Origin of the sequence: Nitrospirillum amazonense (assembly GCF_029594735.1) — a bacterium.
In the GTDB taxonomy this organism is placed as follows: domain Bacteria; phylum Pseudomonadota; class Alphaproteobacteria; order Azospirillales; family Azospirillaceae; genus Nitrospirillum; species Nitrospirillum amazonense.
This window is the reverse complement of sequence record NZ_JARPAF010000004.1, coordinates 417,881-434,064: the sequence shown is the minus strand read 5'-3', so window position 1 is coordinate 434,064 and position 16,184 is coordinate 417,881. Positions and strand designations below refer to the sequence as shown.

Annotated in this window: 16 protein-coding genes and 2 tRNA genes; all 18 read right to left on the bottom strand. The window is 66.3% G+C overall.

From position 1 onward, the window contains the following. Window positions 1-5 precede the first annotated feature (5 nt). Window positions 6-1,967 (bottom strand): NADH-quinone oxidoreductase subunit L, encoded by a 1,962-nt coding sequence (gene nuoL, locus P5F91_RS22770; protein WP_145608518.1) that lies wholly within the window; start codon window positions 1,965-1,967, stop codon window positions 6-8. A gap of 5 nt (window positions 1,968-1,972) precedes the next feature. Continuing rightward, window positions 1,973-2,281 carry an NADH-quinone oxidoreductase subunit NuoK gene (nuoK, locus tag P5F91_RS22765; protein WP_044559312.1) on the bottom strand — a complete coding sequence of 103 codons (309 nt, stop codon included), beginning with the start codon at window positions 2,279-2,281 and terminating at the stop codon, window positions 1,973-1,975. A gap of 15 nt (window positions 2,282-2,296) precedes the next feature. Next, window positions 2,297-2,905 carry an NADH-quinone oxidoreductase subunit J gene (locus tag P5F91_RS22760; protein WP_145608520.1) on the bottom strand — a complete coding sequence of 203 codons (609 nt, stop codon included), beginning with the start codon at window positions 2,903-2,905 and terminating at the stop codon, window positions 2,297-2,299. Between the two features lie 167 nt (window positions 2,906-3,072). Beyond that, complete coding sequence (gene nuoI / locus P5F91_RS22755) at window positions 3,073-3,561, bottom strand: NADH-quinone oxidoreductase subunit NuoI (RefSeq protein WP_040846283.1); 489 nt, start codon at window positions 3,559-3,561, stop codon at window positions 3,073-3,075. Between the two features lie 90 nt (window positions 3,562-3,651). Beyond that, window positions 3,652-4,671 (bottom strand): NADH-quinone oxidoreductase subunit NuoH, encoded by a 1,020-nt coding sequence (nuoH, locus tag P5F91_RS22750; protein ID WP_145608522.1) that lies wholly within the window; start codon window positions 4,669-4,671, stop codon window positions 3,652-3,654. After that, window positions 4,664-6,730: an NADH-quinone oxidoreductase subunit NuoG gene (gene nuoG, locus P5F91_RS22745; RefSeq protein WP_277908340.1), complete on the bottom strand. Its 2,067-nt coding sequence runs from the start codon at window positions 6,728-6,730 to the stop codon at window positions 4,664-4,666. Before nuoG ends, nuoH begins: the two co-directional genes overlap by 8 nt. A 20-nt stretch (window positions 6,731-6,750) precedes the next feature. Further along, window positions 6,751-8,031: an NADH-quinone oxidoreductase subunit NuoF gene (gene nuoF / locus P5F91_RS22740; protein WP_145608526.1), complete on the bottom strand. Its 1,281-nt coding sequence runs from the start codon at window positions 8,029-8,031 to the stop codon at window positions 6,751-6,753. A gap of 5 nt (window positions 8,032-8,036) precedes the next feature. Then, on the bottom strand, window positions 8,037-8,669 hold the full coding sequence (gene nuoE / locus P5F91_RS22735) for an NADH-quinone oxidoreductase subunit NuoE (protein WP_145608528.1): 633 nt from the start codon (window positions 8,667-8,669) through the stop codon (window positions 8,037-8,039). Then, window positions 8,666-9,859, bottom strand: coding sequence for an NADH-quinone oxidoreductase subunit D (locus P5F91_RS22730; protein WP_145608530.1), 1,194 nt, complete (start codon window positions 9,857-9,859; stop codon window positions 8,666-8,668). Before P5F91_RS22730 ends, nuoE begins: the two co-directional genes overlap by 4 nt. Window positions 9,860-9,867: 8 nt before the next feature. Further along, window positions 9,868-10,515, bottom strand: a complete 648-nt coding sequence (locus tag P5F91_RS22725) for an NADH-quinone oxidoreductase subunit C (RefSeq protein ID WP_145608531.1) — start codon at window positions 10,513-10,515, stop codon at window positions 9,868-9,870. A gap of 21 nt (window positions 10,516-10,536) precedes the next feature. Then, window positions 10,537-11,109, bottom strand: coding sequence for a NuoB/complex I 20 kDa subunit family protein (locus P5F91_RS22720; RefSeq protein ID WP_040849827.1), 573 nt, complete (start codon window positions 11,107-11,109; stop codon window positions 10,537-10,539). 81 nt (window positions 11,110-11,190) lie between these two features. Then, complete coding sequence (locus P5F91_RS22715; protein ID WP_040849814.1) at window positions 11,191-11,559, bottom strand: NADH-quinone oxidoreductase subunit A; 369 nt, start codon at window positions 11,557-11,559, stop codon at window positions 11,191-11,193. 447 nt (window positions 11,560-12,006) lie between these two features. Continuing rightward, window positions 12,007-12,083, bottom strand: a tRNA-Asp gene (locus P5F91_RS22710). A 175-nt stretch (window positions 12,084-12,258) separates the two neighbouring features. After that, complete coding sequence (locus P5F91_RS22705) at window positions 12,259-12,483, bottom strand: hypothetical protein (protein WP_145608533.1); 225 nt, start codon at window positions 12,481-12,483, stop codon at window positions 12,259-12,261. A 188-nt stretch (window positions 12,484-12,671) separates the two neighbouring features. Beyond that, a complete protein-coding gene (locus tag P5F91_RS22700; protein ID WP_145608534.1) occupies window positions 12,672-14,357 on the bottom strand; it encodes a Na+/H+ antiporter in 1,686 nt (561 codons plus the stop codon). A 64-nt stretch (window positions 14,358-14,421) separates the two neighbouring features. Further along, window positions 14,422-14,580, bottom strand: coding sequence for a hypothetical protein (locus P5F91_RS22695; protein WP_186454508.1), 159 nt, complete (start codon window positions 14,578-14,580; stop codon window positions 14,422-14,424). Between the two features lie 53 nt (window positions 14,581-14,633). Then, window positions 14,634-15,485 (bottom strand): hypothetical protein, encoded by an 852-nt coding sequence (locus P5F91_RS22690; protein WP_145608536.1) that lies wholly within the window; start codon window positions 15,483-15,485, stop codon window positions 14,634-14,636. A 325-nt stretch (window positions 15,486-15,810) separates the two neighbouring features. Next, window positions 15,811-15,885 (bottom strand) — tRNA-Val (locus P5F91_RS22685). Window positions 15,886-16,184 lie beyond the last annotated feature (299 nt).

Here is a 16,184-nt window from a genome sequence, read left to right as displayed (position 1 = left end):
CCTGCTCAGGGCTTGAAGTAGAACCAGCCGACCAGCGCGACCACGCCGATCACCATGGCGAATGCGTAATGGTAGACGTACCCGGACTGCAGACGGCTGACGCCGGCGGCCACCCCGCGGGTGGTCTTGGCGACGCCATCGGGGCCCAAGCCGTCGATGATGGCGCCGTCGCCGGCCTTCCACAGGCCGAAGCCGAGGACCTGGGCCGGCTTCACGAACAGCACGTCGTAAATCTGGTCGAAGAAGTACTTGTTGAAGACCAGCACATGCAGCGGCTTCACGATCTTGGTGAAGGTCGCCGGGATGCCGGGCACGAACATGTAGCAGACATAGGCCAGGGCGATGCCGGCCAGGCCGACCAACAGCGGCAGCAGGCCCACCCACTCCGGCCCCTCATGGGCGGCGTGGATGCTGTCATGGGCGTGCAGGACCTGGATGGCGCCGCGCCAGAATTCGGCGCGGGCGGCATGGCCGACGAACCACTCGTAGCCGCCGATACCGGCGATCAGGGCGCCGATGGCCAGCACGGTCAGCGGACCAGTCATGACCAGCGGGCTCTCATGCACGTGGTCCATGACCTCCTTGGAGGCGCGCGGCTTGCCATGGAAGGTCATGATCAGCAGGCGCCAGGAGTAGAAGGCGGTCATGAAGGCGGCGGCGATGCCCAGCCAGTAGGCAAAGTGGCCGACGGCGGTGCCGGAGCCGTAGGCGGCCTCCAGCACGATGTCCTTGGAGTAGAAGCCGGCGAAACCGAAGCCAGGGAATGCGCCAATCTTGGGGATGCCAACACCGGCCAGGGCCAGGTTGCCGATCCACATCACCGCGTAGGTGAAGGGGATCAGCCTGGCGATACCGCCCATCTTGCGCATGTCCTGCTCACCCGACATGGCGTGGATGACGGAACCGGCGCCCAGGAACAGCAGGGCCTTGAAGAAGGCGTGGGTCATCAGGTGGAAGACGGCGGCCTGGTAGGCCGACACGCCGATGGCGAAGAACATGTAGCCCAGCTGGCTCATCGTCGAATAGGCGATGACGCGCTTGATGTCGAACTGGGTCATGCCGATCGTCGCGGCGACGAAGGCGGTCAGGGCGCCCAGCACGGTCACCACGGCCAGGGCGGCGGGGGCATACTCGAACACCGGGCTCATGCGGGCCAGCATGAAGACGCCGGCGGTCACCATGGTGGCGGCATGGATGAGGGCCGACACCGGGGTCGGGCCTTCCATCGCGTCCGGCAGCCAGGTGTGCAGGCCCAGCTGGGCCGACTTGCCCATGGCGCCGACGAACAGCAGCAGGCAGGCGCAGTCCAGCGCCGACACATGCCAGCCCAGGAAGTTGAAGGTGGCGTGGGCCTTGCCGGCGGCGGCCGGGAAGATCGTGCCGAACTCGACACTGCCGAAGATGATGAAGATTGAGAAGATGCCCAGCGCGAAGCCGAAGTCACCGACGCGGTTCACCAGGAACGCCTTCATGGAGGCGTCGTTGGCGCTCTTCTTCTCGAACCAGAAGTTGATCAGCAGGTAGGAGGCGACACCGACGCCCTCCCAGCCGAAGAACATCTGCACCAGATTGTCCGACGTCACCAGCATGAGCATCATGAAGGTGAACAGGCTGAGGTAGGACATGAACCGGGGCTTGTCCGGGTCATGGCTCATGTAGCCGACGGAGTAGATGTGGACCATGGTCGACACGCCGTTGACCACGATCAGCATAACCGCCGTCAGGGTGTCGACGCGCAGGGCCCAATCGACGTGGAAGTCGCCGCTGGCAACCCAGTTGGCCAGCGGAACCACGGTGGCATGACCGTTCACGGCCACGTCGATGAACAGGATGATGGACAGGACCAGCGCGACCACCATGGCGCCGCAGGTGACGAGCTGGGAGCCCAGGTCACCGATGCGGCGGCCGAAGAAGCCGGCGATGAACGCCGCGAGGAGCGGCAGGAAGATTGCTGCGATAACGGCCATGGCCCTCAACCCTTCATCAGGTTGATGTCCTCAACCGCGATCGAGCCACGGTTGCGGAAGTAGATGACGAGGATGGCGAGGCCGATGGCGGCCTCGGCAGCCGCGACGGTCAGGATGAACAGGGCGAAGACCTGTCCCACCAGATCGTGCAGGAAGACCGAGAAGGCGACGAGGTTGATGTTGACCGCAAGCAGGATCAACTCGACCGACATCAGGATGATGATGACGTTGCGACGGTTCAGGAAGATGCCGAACACGCCCAGGATGAACAGGATGGCCGCCACCGACAGGTAGTGGCCCAGACCGATATCCATCATGTTTTCCATGGTTTACACGCCCTCCCCGGTCCGGACCTTGACCACGGCCACCACGTCCTCGCGGCGGCGGGCCAGCTGGTCGGCGATGACCTGGCGGCGCACGCCCTTGCGCGAGCGCAGGGTCAGCACAATGGCGCCGATCATGGCGACCAGCAGCACCAGGCCCGAGGCCTCGAAGATAAAGGCGTATTGGGTGTAGAGCAGGTCGCCCAGCGCCTGGGCATTGCCCACGCTTTCCGGCGTCGGCGCCGCGCGGACGCTGTCGGCCGGGCCGGCGTAGACCCAGCCGGAGATCACCAGGCCCAGTTCCGCCAGCAGGGCCGCCCCCACGGCGAGGCCCGCCGGCAGGTAGCGCAGGAAGCCCTTGCGCAGTTCCTGGAAGTTGATGTCCAGCATCATGACGACGAAGAGGAACAGCACCGCCACGGCGCCCACGTAGACGATGACCAGGATCATCGCCACGAATTCCGCCCCGATCAGCACGAACAGGCCGGCCGCGTTGAAGAAGGCCAGGATCAGGAACAGGACGGAGTGCACCGGGTTGCGCGCCGTGATCACCAGCATGCCGGCCAGCACCAGCACGGCGGCGAACAGATAGAAGGCGAGAGCGGGCAGTATCATCGGCGGCTCTCCTTCCGGTGCGGGTTGCGGACGTTGGCGATCAAGATTTCTCTCCGGTAACCGGGCCCATCGTCTGGGTCCCTGACTCGACGTCGGGGGCGCGGGCGATCCCGCGCGCGGGTGTCACGGGGTTAGGCGTCACAAGGCGTTAAAGGCGCACTCAAGGCTCAGCGGTAGGGCGCATCCGCGGCGATGTTGGCCGCCAGCAGCGGCTCCCACCGGTCGCCGTTCGCCAGCAGCTTTTCCTTGTTGTAGAAAAGCTCCTCGCGCGTTTCGGTGGCGAACTCCAGGTTCGGCCCCTCGACGATGGCGTCCACCGGGCAGGCCTCCTGGCAGAGGCCGCAGTAGATGCACTTGGTCATGTCGATGTCGTAGCGGGTGGTCCGGCGCGAGCCGTCCTCACGGGGTTCCGCTTCGATGGTGATGGCCAGGGCCGGGCACACTGCTTCGCACAGCTTGCAGGCGATGCAGCGCTCTTCCCCGTTGGGATAGCGGCGCAGCGCGTGTTCGCCACGGAAGCGGGGGCTGAGCGGGCTGCGCTCATACGGGTAGTTGAGCGTCACCCGGGGCTTGAACATGTAGCTGAAGGTCAGGGCGAAGCCCTTCACCAGCTCGGTCATGAACAGGCCGCGCGCCGTGCGGTCGAGCCAGGCCATGTCGTCACCTCATTCCTTGATGCGGGGGGCGGCTCCCCCCGCGGTCACAAGTCAGTACCAAAGTCCCGCCCCGGGGCGGGGACGCATCGCTCAGTGCGGCAGCTTGTCGAAGTAGACAAGGAAGCCGGAGGTCAGGATCACCCAGACCAGAGAGAAGGGCAGGAAGACCTTCCAGCCCAGGCGCATCAGCTGGTCATAGCGGTAGCGGGGCAACGTGCCGCGCACCCAGATGAACACGAACATCAACAGGCAAATCTTGATGATCAGGTTCAGCGGGCCGGGGATGAAGCCCAGGAGGGGGAACGGCTGCCAGCCGCCCAGGAACAGGATGGAGGTCATCCCGCTCATCAGGAGCATGCTGATGTACTCGCCCAGGAAGAACAGGGCGAAGGTCATGGCCGAGTATTCGGTGTGGAAACCGCCCACCAGCTCGGACTCGCCTTCCGGCAGGTCGAAGGGGGCCCGGTTGGTTTCCGCGAGCGCCGAGATGAAGAACACCACGAACATGGGGAACAGCGGGATGCAGAACCACAGGTGGGTCTGCGCCCGGACGATGTCCGACAGGTTCAGCGAGCCGACGCACAGCAGCACGGTGATGATGACGAAGCCGATGGAGACCTCGTAGGACACCATCTGCGCGGCGGAGCGCAGGCCGCCCAGGAAGGCGTACTTCGAGTTGGACGCCCAGCCCGACATGATGATGCCGTAGACGCCCAGCGAGCTGATGGCGAAGAGGTAGAGCACGCCGACGTTGATGTCGGACAGCACCAGGCCCTCACCGAAGGGGATGACCGCCCAGGCCACCAGCGCCAGGATGAAGGTGATCATCGGCGCCACCAGGAACACGGCGCGGTTGGCGCCGGCCGGGATGATGGTCTCCTTGGTCATCAGCTTCAGGCCGTCGGCGAACGGCTGCAGCAGACCGAAGGGGCCGACCAGGATCGGGCCCTGGCGCAGCTGGATGGCGGCCAGCACCTTGCGTTCCATGTAGGTCATCATGGCCATCGCGATCAGCAACGGCACCGTGATCACCAGGATCTTCAGGATGATCGCCACCAGGGTCGCCCAGGTGAGGGGCAAGCCCAGGTGCAGGGCGAGGAAATCAGCCATGGGTACCGGTCCTCTCGGCAACGGCGGGCGACACGAAGGCCTCCGTGCATTCGGCCATGGTGGCCGAGGCGCGGCTGATCGCGTCGGTCATGTAGAAGTTCTCCACCGGCAGGGTGAAGGGGGCGGCGGCCACGGCACCGGCGGTACCAAAGGCACCCCAGGCGGCCGGGGTGACGCGGTCGATCTGGGCGAACACCGGGTTGGCGTCGGCCAGCCGCTTGCGCAGCTGCTGCAGGGTGTCATACGGCAGGGGCTTGCCCAGGGCGCCGGACAGCGCGCGGATGATCTTCCAATCCTCACGCGCCTCGCCCACCGGGAAGGTGGCCTGGCGGGTATGCTGGGCGCGGCCCTCGGTGTTGACGTAGGTCGCGTTCTTCTCGGTGTAGGCGGCACCCGGCAGGATGACGTCGGCGCGGTGGGCGCCCCGATCACCGTGGTGGCCCTGATAGATCACGAAGGCGCGGCCGAAGTTCTGGGCGTCGATCTCGTCGGCACCCAGCAGGTAGACCACCTCGACCTCGCCCTTGCGGGCACCGTCCAGGATGCCGGCCAGGTCGCGGCCCCCCTCGGCGGGCAGGAAGCCCAGGTCCAGGGCGCCGACGCGCGAGGCGGCGCGGTGCAGGACGTTGAAACCGTTCCAGTCCTCACGCACCAGGCCGCAAGCCTCGGCCACCGCGCGGGCGGCGGCCCAGACGGCGGCGCCGTCCGGACGGGCCAGGGCGCCGGAGCCCAGGATCAGCAGGGGCTTCTTGGCGGCCTTCAGCGTCTCGGCATAGGGGTGGCTGCCGTCGGCGATGGCGTTCAGCAGCGTGGCGTCGTTGCCCAGGTGCTCGATGGGGAAGGTCAGATCGACGCGCGGGCCCAGTACGGTGACGGTCAGGCCGCCCTGCAGGTAGCGCTTGCGGATGCGGGCGTTGACCAGCGCGCCTTCCCAGCGCGGGTTGGTGCCGATCAGGAGAATCTGGTCCGCCTGCTCGATGCCCGCGATGGTGCTGTTGAAGATGTAGCCGGCGCGGGACGCCGCGTCGATGGCGCTGCCGTCCTGGCGGCTTTCCAGGCTGGCCACACCCATGCCGCCCAGCAGGTCCTTCAAGGCCAGCAGGCTTTCGGCGTCGGCCAGGTCGCCGGCGATGGCGGCGATCTTCTCCGGTGCGGCACCCTTCAGCTTGGACGCGGTCAGGGCCAAAGCCTCTTCCCACGAGGCGGCACGCAGCTTGCCGTTCTCACGGATGTAGGGGCGGTCCAGGCGCTGGCGCTTCAGGCCGTCATGGGCGTAACGGGTCTTGTCGCTGATCCATTCCTCGTTCACCGCCTCGTTCAGGCGGGGGAGGATGCGCAGCACTTCGCCGCCGCGGGTGTCGATGCGGATGTTGGACCCGACGGCGTCCAGGACGTCCACCGATTCCGTCTTACGCAGTTCCCAGGGCCGGGCGGTGAAGGCATAGGGCTTGGAGGTCAGCGCGCCCACCGGGCACACGTCCACCAGGTTGCCCGACAGCTCGGACGAGACGGCGGCCTCGACGTAGGTGCCGATCTCCATATGCTCGCCACGGCCGGTGGCGCCCATCACGGACACGCCCGCGATCTCGTCGCTGAAGCGGATGCAGCGCGTGCAGTGGATGCAGCGCGTCATGATCGTCTTGATCAGCGGGCCCAGGTTCTTGTCCTTGACCGCGCGCTTTTCCTCGCCGTAGCGGCCACGGTCGAAACCGTAGCCCACGGCCTGATCCTGCAGGTCACACTCGCCGCCCTGGTCGCAGATGGGGCAATCCAGCGGGTGGTTGATGAGCAGGAACTCCATCACCCCCTTGCGCGCCTTGTGCACGGTGTCGGTGTCGGTCTTGATCACCATGCCTTCGCCGCAGGGCATGGCGCAGCTGGCGATGGGCTTGGGGGCCTTCTCCATCTCCACCAGGCACATGCGGCAGTTGGCCGGGACCGACAGCTTCTCGTGATAGCAGAAGCGCGGAACCTCGATGCCCAGCTGCTCGCAGGCCTGCAGCACGGAGGTGCCAGGCGCCACTTCAAGCTCGATACCGTCGATGGTCAGTTTCGGCATGTCTCAAATCCTTCCACCGATCACTCGGCAGCGATGCTCTGGCGATAATCGGCGATGCGGCGTTCCATCTCCGGACGGAAGTGCCGGATCAGGCCCTGCACGGGCCAGGCGGCGGCATCGCCCAGGGCGCAGATGGTGCGGCCTTCGATCTGCTTGGTGACGTCCTGCAGCATGTCGATCTCTTCCAGGCGGGCCTGGCCGCGAACCATGCGGTCCATGACGCGGGCCAGCCAGCCGGTGCCTTCGCGGCAGGGCGTGCATTGGCCGCAGCTCTCATGCATGTAGAACTTCGACAGGCGGGCGATGGCGCGGACGATGTCGGTGGACTTGTCCATGACGATCACGGCCGCCGTGCCCAGGCCGGACCCGACCTCACGCAGGCTGTCGAAATCCATCAGCACGGTGTCGCAGATGCTCTTGGGCATCACCGGCACGGAGGAGCCGCCGGGGATGACGGCCAGCAGGTTGTCCCAGCCGCCGCGCACGCCGCCCGCATGGCGCTCGATGAGTTCCTTCAGGGGGATGCCCATCTCCTCTTCCACGTTGCACGGCTTGTTCACGTGGCCGGAGATGCAGAACAGCTTGGTGCCCACGTTCTTGGGGCGGCCGATGCCGGCGAACCAGGCGGGACCGCGGCGCAGGATGGTGGGAACGCCCGCGATGCTCTCCACGTTGTTGACCGTGGTGGGGCGGGAATACAGGCCGGCGTTGGCGGGGAACGGCGGCTTGTTGCGCGGCTGGCCCTTCTTGCCCTCGATGGACTCGATGAGCGCGGTTTCCTCGCCGCAGATGTAGGCGCCCGCGCCCTTGTGCAGGTAGATGTCGTAGTCGTAGCCGCTGCCGCAGGCGTTCTTGCCGATCAGGCCGGCGGCGTAGGCCTCGTCGATGGCGACCTGGACGTTGGACGCCTCGTTGTAGAACTCGCCACGGATGTAGATGTAGCAGGCGGTGGCGCCGATGGCGAAACCGGCGATCAGGCAGCCTTCGATCAGCTTATGCGGATCGTGGCGCAGGATCTCGCGGTCCTTGCACGTGCCAGGCTCGCCCTCGTCGGCGTTGATCACCAGATAGACGGGGCCATCCACCTTCTTGGGCATGAAGGACCACTTCAGGCCGGTGGAGAAGCCGGCGCCGCCACGGCCGCGCATGCCCGATTCCTTCACCTGCTCGATGATGGTATCGCGGCCGCGGGCCAGGATGTCCTTGGTGCCGTCCCAGTCGCCGCGCTTGCGGGCGGCTTCCAGGCGGAAGTCCTCGTAGCCGTAGAGGTTGGTGTAGATGCGGTCTTCGTCGCGCAACATCGGCCTTACTCCTGCGACGCCGGCTTGACGCCGTTACGCTGCGCCATCTCGATCAGGGTCGTCGGACCGCCGATGGGCGCGGAATTGATGCGGCCGTTCTGCGGGCCGGGCTTGGGCGTCTCGCCCCGGATCAGGGTATCCAGCAGCGCCTCGGTGGAGGGGCCGTCCAGGTCCTCGTAATAGATGTCATTGAGCGAGATGACGGGCGCGTTGACGCAGGCGCCGGCGCATTCCACCTCGACCACCGTGAACTGGCCGTCGGCCGTGGTCTCGCCCGGGCCGATGCCCAGCTTGCGCTTGCACGCCGCCAGCACCTCGTCCGACCCGCGCAGCCAGCACGGGGTGGTCGTGCAGACCTGCACGAAGTGCTTACCCACCGGCTTCAGGTTGTACATGGTGTAGAAGCTGGCGACCTCGTACACGCGGATGGGGGCCATGCCCAGCATGCCGGCGACGTAGTCCATGGCGGCGCGGGGCAGCCAGTTGTCGTGCTGGCGCTGGGCCAGGTCCAACAGGGGCATCACGGCGCTCGCCTGGCGGCCTTCCGGATACTTGGCGATGATCCGCTGGGCCAGGGCCAGGTTGTCGGCGGTGAATTCGAAGGTCGCCGGACCGGCAGGGGTCTCGGAAGCGCTCATCGGTCGATCTCTCCGAACACGACGTCGATGGAGCCGATGATCGCGACGGCGTCGGCGAGCATGTGGCCCCGGGACATGAAATCAACACCCTGCAGATGGGCGATGCCCGTCGGCCGGATCTTGCAGCGATAAGGACGGTTTGACCCGTCGGAGACCAGGTACACGCCGAACTCGCCCTTGGGCGATTCGGTGGCGGTGTAGGTCTCGCCGGCGGGGACGTGGTAGCCCTCGGTATACAGCTTGAAGTGATGGATCAGCGATTCCATCGAGCGCTTCATGTCGCCACGCGGCGGCGGGGCGATCTTGCGGTCGTCCACCTTCACGGCGCCGGGGGTCTGGCGCAGCTTGGCCACGGCCTGCTGCACGATCCGGTTGGACTGCCGCATCTCCTCCACGCGCACCAGGTAGCGGGCGTAGCAGTCGCCGGTCTTGCCCACGGCGACGTCGAAGTCGTACTCGGCGTAGGTGTCGTAGGGTTGGGCCTTGCGCAGGTCCCACGGAATGCCGGAGGCGCGCAGCACCGGGCCGGTGAAGCCCCAGGCCAGCGCCTCGTCACCCGAGACGATGCCGATGTCGACCAGGCGCTGCTTGAAGATGCGGTTGGCCGTCAGCAGGCCTTCCACGTCGTCGACGAACTTCTCGAACTTGGCCGCGTAGGCCTCGATGTCGTCCAGCATGCCGGCCGGCAGGTCCTGGTGGACACCGCCCACGCGGAAGTAGTTGGCATGCATGCGGGCACCCGACACCCGCTCATAGAACTCCATGAGCAGCTCGCGCTCCTCGAAGCCCCACAGGGCCGGGGTCAGCGCGCCCACGTCCATGGCGAACGTGGTGACGTTCAGCAGGTGGTTCAGGATGCGGGTCAGCTCGGCGAACAGCACGCGGATGTGCTGCGCGCGCTTGGGCGGGGTGATGCCCAGCAGCTTCTCCGCGGCCAGGACGAAGCTGTGCTCCTCCGACATGGGCGAGACATAGTCCAGCCGGTCGAAATAGGGCATCGCCTGGATGTAGGTCTTGTACTCGATGAGCTTCTCGGTGCCGCGATGCAGCAGACCGATGTGCGGGTCCGCCCGCTCCACGATCTCGCCGTCCATCTCCAGAACCAGGCGCAACACGCCGTGGGCGGCAGGATGCTGCGGCCCGAAGTTCATCGTGTAGGGTTTGATTTGGCTTTCGACAGGATTGGCCATGGCCGATCTCACTTCTTCACGCTGCCGTCGCGCAGCGACGCGCCCAGCGGGATGACCGCCTTCTCGTCGCCCGGCAGTTGCACATCGGTCATCGCCTCCCAGGGCGACATGAAATCAAAGGCCCGGAAGTCCTGCGTCAGCTTCACCGGCTCATAGACGACGCGCTTCTGCTCGTCGTCGTAGCGGACCTCGACGTAGCCCGTCAGGGGGAAGTCCTTGCGCAGGGGGTGACCTTCGAAACCGTAGTCGGTCAGGATGCGGCGCAGGTCGGGGTGGCCCGCGAAGAACACGCCGAACATGTCCCAGGTCTCGCGCTCGTACCAGCCGGCGGCCGGGAACAGCGGGACGCAGGACGGCACGGGCGTGTCCTCATCCGTGGTGACCTTCACCCGCGCGCGCAGGTTCTTGGACACCGACAGCAGCATGTAGTTGACCTCGAACCGCTCCGGCTTGGAGGGCCAGTCCACCGCGGTGATATCGACCAGCTGGGTGAAGCGGCAGCCGGCGTCGTCACGCAGCACGGTCAGGGTCTGCAGCAGGCCCTCGCGCGTGGTGCGGACCACCAGCTCGCCGTTCTGGATCTCGGTGCCGGTCACGGCACCCGGCAGGGCCGCCGCGATCTTGGCGCCCAGCGCCTGTAGGGTTTCTTCGTTCATTCCCGATCCCTCGAGGGCCGCTTAGCGCCGAACCAGGCGGTTACCGCCCTTGATCTTCTTCTGCAGCTGCAGCACGCCGTAGACCAGCGCCTCAGCCGTGGGCGGGCAGCCCGGAACGTAGATGTCCACGGGCACGATGCGGTCGCAGCCGCGCACCACGGAATAGCTGTAGTGGTAGTAACCGCCGCCGTTGGCGCAGGAACCCATGGAGATGACCCAGCGCGGCTCCGCCATCTGGTCGTAGACCTTGCGCAGGGCCGGGGCCATCTTGTTGCACAGGGTGCCGGCCACGATCATCACGTCCGATTGGCGCGGGCTGGGGCGCGGAATCACGCCGAACCGGTCCAGGTCGAAGCGGCTCATGTAAGCGTGGATCATTTCCACGGCACAGCAGGCCAGGCCGAAGGTCATGGGCCACAGCGACCCGGTGCGCGCCCATTCCTGCAGGGCGTCCAGCTTGGCGACGACGAAGCCCTTATCCTGCAACTCCGTCGTCACGGCCTTGATATAGGCGTCCTGGGCGGGGCCCGGCGGCAGGGGCGCGCCCGCGCCGGCGGGAACACCGGCGGGGGAAACGGAAGAGTGGGTTGGCAAAGACGTCACGGGTCTGGCTCCGGTGTGAACGGGCAGCGATGCGAAGAAACGAGAGGGAAAAGGCTCAAGCGCCGTCCGGGATCACTCCCAGTCCAGCGCGCCCTTCTTCCATTCGTAGATGAAGCCGATGGTCAGGATGCCCAGGAAGGCCATCATGGACCAGAAGCCGAACAGGCCGATGCGACCCAGCGACACGGCCCAGGGGAACAGGAAAGCCACTTCCAGGTCGAAGATGATGAACAGGATGGCGACCAGGTAGAAGCGCACGTCGAACTTGCTGCGGGCGTCGTTGAACGGCTCGAAGCCGCACTCATAGGCCGACAGCTTTTCACTGTCCGGCTTCTGCTTGGCGACCAGCATGGAGCCGAAGACCATTGCCGCCGCGATCACCCCGGCGATGGCCAGGAAGATGATGATCGGCAGGTACTGGCTCAGCAGCTCGGTGGACATAACCTGACTGGACATGAGTGTGCCCCAAATTTCGTCCCGGTTGGCCCGACGGGGCTTGCGGAAGGTGCCAGCCGCAAACAAGTGCATGAAGCCCAGGCCCACACATCTGATTGTCGGTTTTTGGCCCCACCCGGCCTGCCCGCCGGTTCTGGACATAACCTCCGAACCCATGCGGGGGTCCGGACGCCTGCAACAAAAGCCCGGCTTGGGGCCGGGCGTGTTGGAATATAGGCGGGTGCCGTGCCCAAGGAAAGCAAATTACGCCATGCGTCCCGCAGGGGCCAAGGCGCTGAAAATATGGGGGAAATGACTTAAATCGCAGTTGTTGAGAGCCACTCTCAACCGCCACTCTACCGCAGGTGCGAGAACCCCGGAAAGCAAGCAGGCCGCGCTGTTGCCAGCGCGGCCTTGCTAACGCATCGAACATCCTGTCCGTGTTCGATGAAGTGGCGCGAGTGACGGGACTTGAACCCGCGGCCTCCGGCGTGACAGGCCGGCGCTCTAACCAACTGAGCTACACCCGCGTCGTTCGCAACTTTGCTTTCTGGCCTTATTTCGCACCGTTCGTTTGTCGTTCGGTGCGTTTCGCGCCGTCAGCGTCGCTGCGGTGCGCGGTTTGTAGTAAAAACGCCCACCCCTTGTCAAACAAGAAAAACGCGGCGGTGGCGATTTTTTTTGTCTTTTTATAAGTTGTTGATTTTAAGCGACTTTCTGAGCGCGACGCAGGCTGTCCAGCCGGTCAAGCGCGTCCAGCAGGCGCATCGGCACGCCGCGGTGGTCCACGGCATCGGGCCCACCGAAGGCTGTCATGCTCAGTTCCAGGGCCTGGGCCAGCGGCTCCGCCACCGTAAGGTTGCCCTGCTCCACCGCCAATTCCAGCGCGCTCAGAATCCGATCGCCCAGGCGGCGCTCATCACTCTCCATGACCGTATGCTCCGGTTCGTTGCCAGGCAGGCCGCCCGGACTCATGCGTCCGGGGATGGACCGAGGGTAGCACTTTCCAGGAAGGCGCCCGACGGGAAAACGACCACTGCTGTTGGATAGGGGCAGCCATGTGTGGGCCGGCAGCGACCCCGCCACCGCAAGTGGCGGCGGCAACACCGGGGCTGCGCCTAAAGCACGCGGGAGCGGCCGAGGGACGCTTCCATCATGTCCAGGCTGTGCATCATGCGGCGCCAGGTCTCGTCGCTGATGGCGTGGGTGCGGTGCAGACGCGCCAGCTCATCGCGCTTGGCCCGGACCGCCGCCAGCCGCAGCTCCGCCTCGATGGCCAAGCGCCGGCGGCTCAACACCCGGGCATCCACCGGCATGTCGGGGTCCTCCACCTGGCGGCGGTAGAACTCCATCAGGCGCAGCGCCGCCTCCGTATAAAGATCGGCCTCGGATGCGGCGGGAGACACGGCCTGGTGGGCCTGCTCCAGACGGCGCAGGGCAGCGCGGGCCAGGGCGGCCTCCGCCACCCTCTCCTCCTCCACCGTAAGGTCCTCTCCCGGCATGCTGAGGCCGCGCAGCAGCCAGGGCAGCATCAGGCTGGCCATGGGCAGCGACACCAGGATGACGCCGGAGGCCAGGAAAATGGCGACGTCACGACCGGGAAAAGCCACGCCCTCCCGCAGCCAGACCGGCAGGGACAGGACGCCCGCCAGGGTGACGGCGCCGCGCACGCCGGAAACGGTGGTGACGCTGACCAGGCGGAAGGTTGAGCCGGCGGCCCCCCCGGCCCGCGCGCGCCCCCGCCGCTGGGCAATGGCCCGGCTGACCAGCAGCGACAGCCAGACCCATACCAGCCGCAGGGTCAGCAGGGCGCCGACGATGGCGGCGACATGCAGGCCCAGCCAGCCGAGGCTGACCGGCATATCCATGGGCCCGGTGTGCGGGGCGCCCGCCTGCATGGCGATCATGGGCGCCTGGACCAGGATGCCGGGCAGTTGCCAGCCCAGCAGCACGAAGATGACGCCGTTGAGGGTGAACTGGATCATGTCGCCCACCGCCGTGCCCTGCAGGCGGGTGGCCACCTGCCCCGACTCCTCCAGCGGCAGCAGGTTCAGCGTCATGCCGGCGGCGACCGCCGCCAGGATGCCGGACATGTCCAGATGCTCCGCCGCCAGATAGGCGGCGAAGGGAACCAGCAGCATGGTCAGGATGGTGGCGGCGGGGGAATCGCCCCGCAGGCGTATGATCCAGCTCTGGACCAGGTGCACGGCGGCCACCACGACCACGCCCACCAGCAGGCCGCCGCCCGCCGCCCAAAGGAAGGCCACCGCCGCGCCGCCGATGGAAAAGGTGCCGGTGAGCGCCGCGGTCACGGCGAACTGCAGGCACACCAGGCCGGAGGCGTCGTTCAGCAGTGCCTCCCCCTCCAATATATGCTTCAAGCGGCGGGGCATGCCGCCGCCGGCCGCCATACCCGACACGGCCACGGCGTCGGTGGGCGACAGCACGGCCGCCAGCGCGAAGGCGGTGGACAGGGGGACGGCCGGCAGCAGCCAGTGGATGACATGGCCCGCCCCCACCACGGTGAACACCACCAGGCCCACCGCCAGGGTCACGATGATGCCGCCCAGGCGCCGCAACTCCGTCGCGGGGAATCGCCAGGCGTCCAGGAACAGCAACGGCGGAATGAACACCAACAGGAAGAGGTCGGGGTTGAGGACGATGGGCACGCCCGACGCCCAGCCCAACGCCGCCCCCAGCGCCACCTGGATCAAGGGCTGGGGCACCCGCGTCACGAACCGGCCGATGATGCCGGAAACCGCTACGGTCACCAGCAGGATGAGGACGGCGGTCATCGTTTCCATGGGGCGTCTAGTCCAGGCGCGGGGGCGGGCAGCGGGGGCGGGCAGGCGTTTCCGGGCGGGCGAATTAGCGTCCTGACCGGTCCCGGCCCGCCAGCAAGGCCGCCGCCAGGACGACGGCGCCCAGGACGATGACCAGGACGTTCATCCACGGGCCAGCGCTGCGATCATGGTTCATATCCCAGACGCGCCCGCCGATCATGGCCAAGCCCAGGATGATCAGCAAGATTCGATGCTGGCGGGTTAGCCCGCCGGCCCCGTCAGGCGGCAGGAGACCCATCACCGCCCCTGGCCGCCCGCGGCCGGCAGGACCTGGGCAGCCGTGCCGTCCTGGCTCAACGCCCGGTGCGCCCGGGCAAGGGCCACGCCCAGCAAGGCGACGCAGATGAAATTCACCACGGCCATGGCCAAGGTCCACAAGAGACTGACGACCACGTCGGTGCTGGCGGCCATCAAGTCGCCTATAAACAGTCTGTTGAAGAAGAAGCAGGGAAGCTGGAATGCCGCCTGACTGATCAGCACCACGCCAGTCAGACGCCAACCCAGGACAGACGAAGCTCTCCAGTACTTGCCGAAGGCGGGTTGCTCGCCTTGCAGAATAGCGACCAAACCAATACCCAAGCGCACGGTAACATGTAGCGCCAGCACACCCACGGCGATCGCTGCAGCGGCCCCAGCCAGCCAGACGCCAGGCCCCGCCTGATCTTCAGTTGTCGGATCCACCAGCAGGGCTTTGACGAAAAAAAGGACCATCAAGAGAATGGCCCCTGTGAAGAAGTAGAGGATCTGCCAGCCGGTGGCGGCCCACTCGTTGCGCCCGAAGCCAGGTTGCAGGAAAGTCACCGGCTCCTTGCTGGTATGAATCCAACGGCTCCAGGCAGAGAGGGAGCGCATATGTGCCCAGGTCTGGAAGACGGCGGTGATAAGAAGGAGGAAGCCGAACTCTTCCATTCGCTCGTCATTGAGCTCATGACCGACGAACTGGATGTTGCGCGTTTGAAAAAAAAGGGCAGTCGCCAGACTGAAGACGGCCGGCATACCCAGGAAACGGACGATGCGCGCCGGGTTGGCGAATACCTCGCGATAAAGATCGACCACTTCCCCCCAGATCGACTGCCCGTTCGACGCCATGCCCCCTCCAAAACCGGACGCCGTCGCCGCCGTCCTCACATGCGCAACCACCACCGTCCCCGCTGCATAAGGGTGAGGATGGGAAGGCTCCGCGCGCTTTGCCAATCACAGAAATGCCCCGTGCCGCTGGATCGCCCCTATATGGGCAACCCGGGGGGATGATTACAGGTTTGCCCCGCCGGTCAAAGTGACAATCCGGGGCCAAATGGCATAGCGACACCAGCCGCCGCCCCGGCCTTCGACCCGTTGACGCCCTGCTGCGGGTGTCTGGGCGAAAGACTGGCGGCATGCTGTCCTGGACCTGGAGCGATGGGACCTGTGGCGATGGTGGGCGGTGAGGGATTTGAACCCCCGGCCCGATGCGTGTAAAGCACCTGCTCTACCCCTGAGCTAACCGCCCATCGCGTCCGACCAGCCCCCCGCCGTCAAGCGGGTCGCCGGGACATGAGGCTTTAGCGGCCCGTGACCCGTTTGGGAACCCCTTTTGCGAAAGGGGGCCTGGAAAAATAATAATGCCGCGGAAACAAAAAAGACGGGAACACCCATTGGCGTCCCGCCTTTTATAAGCACTGGGCTCGGGACTGTAGCCGGCCATGGCCGGTGTCCCCCGAGCGCACCGCCCCATAGTTGGAGCGGCGTGCCTGAACATCCGGGCGGGGGCGGGCCGCAGGCTGCGGCGACCGGCCCCCAAGACCGGCA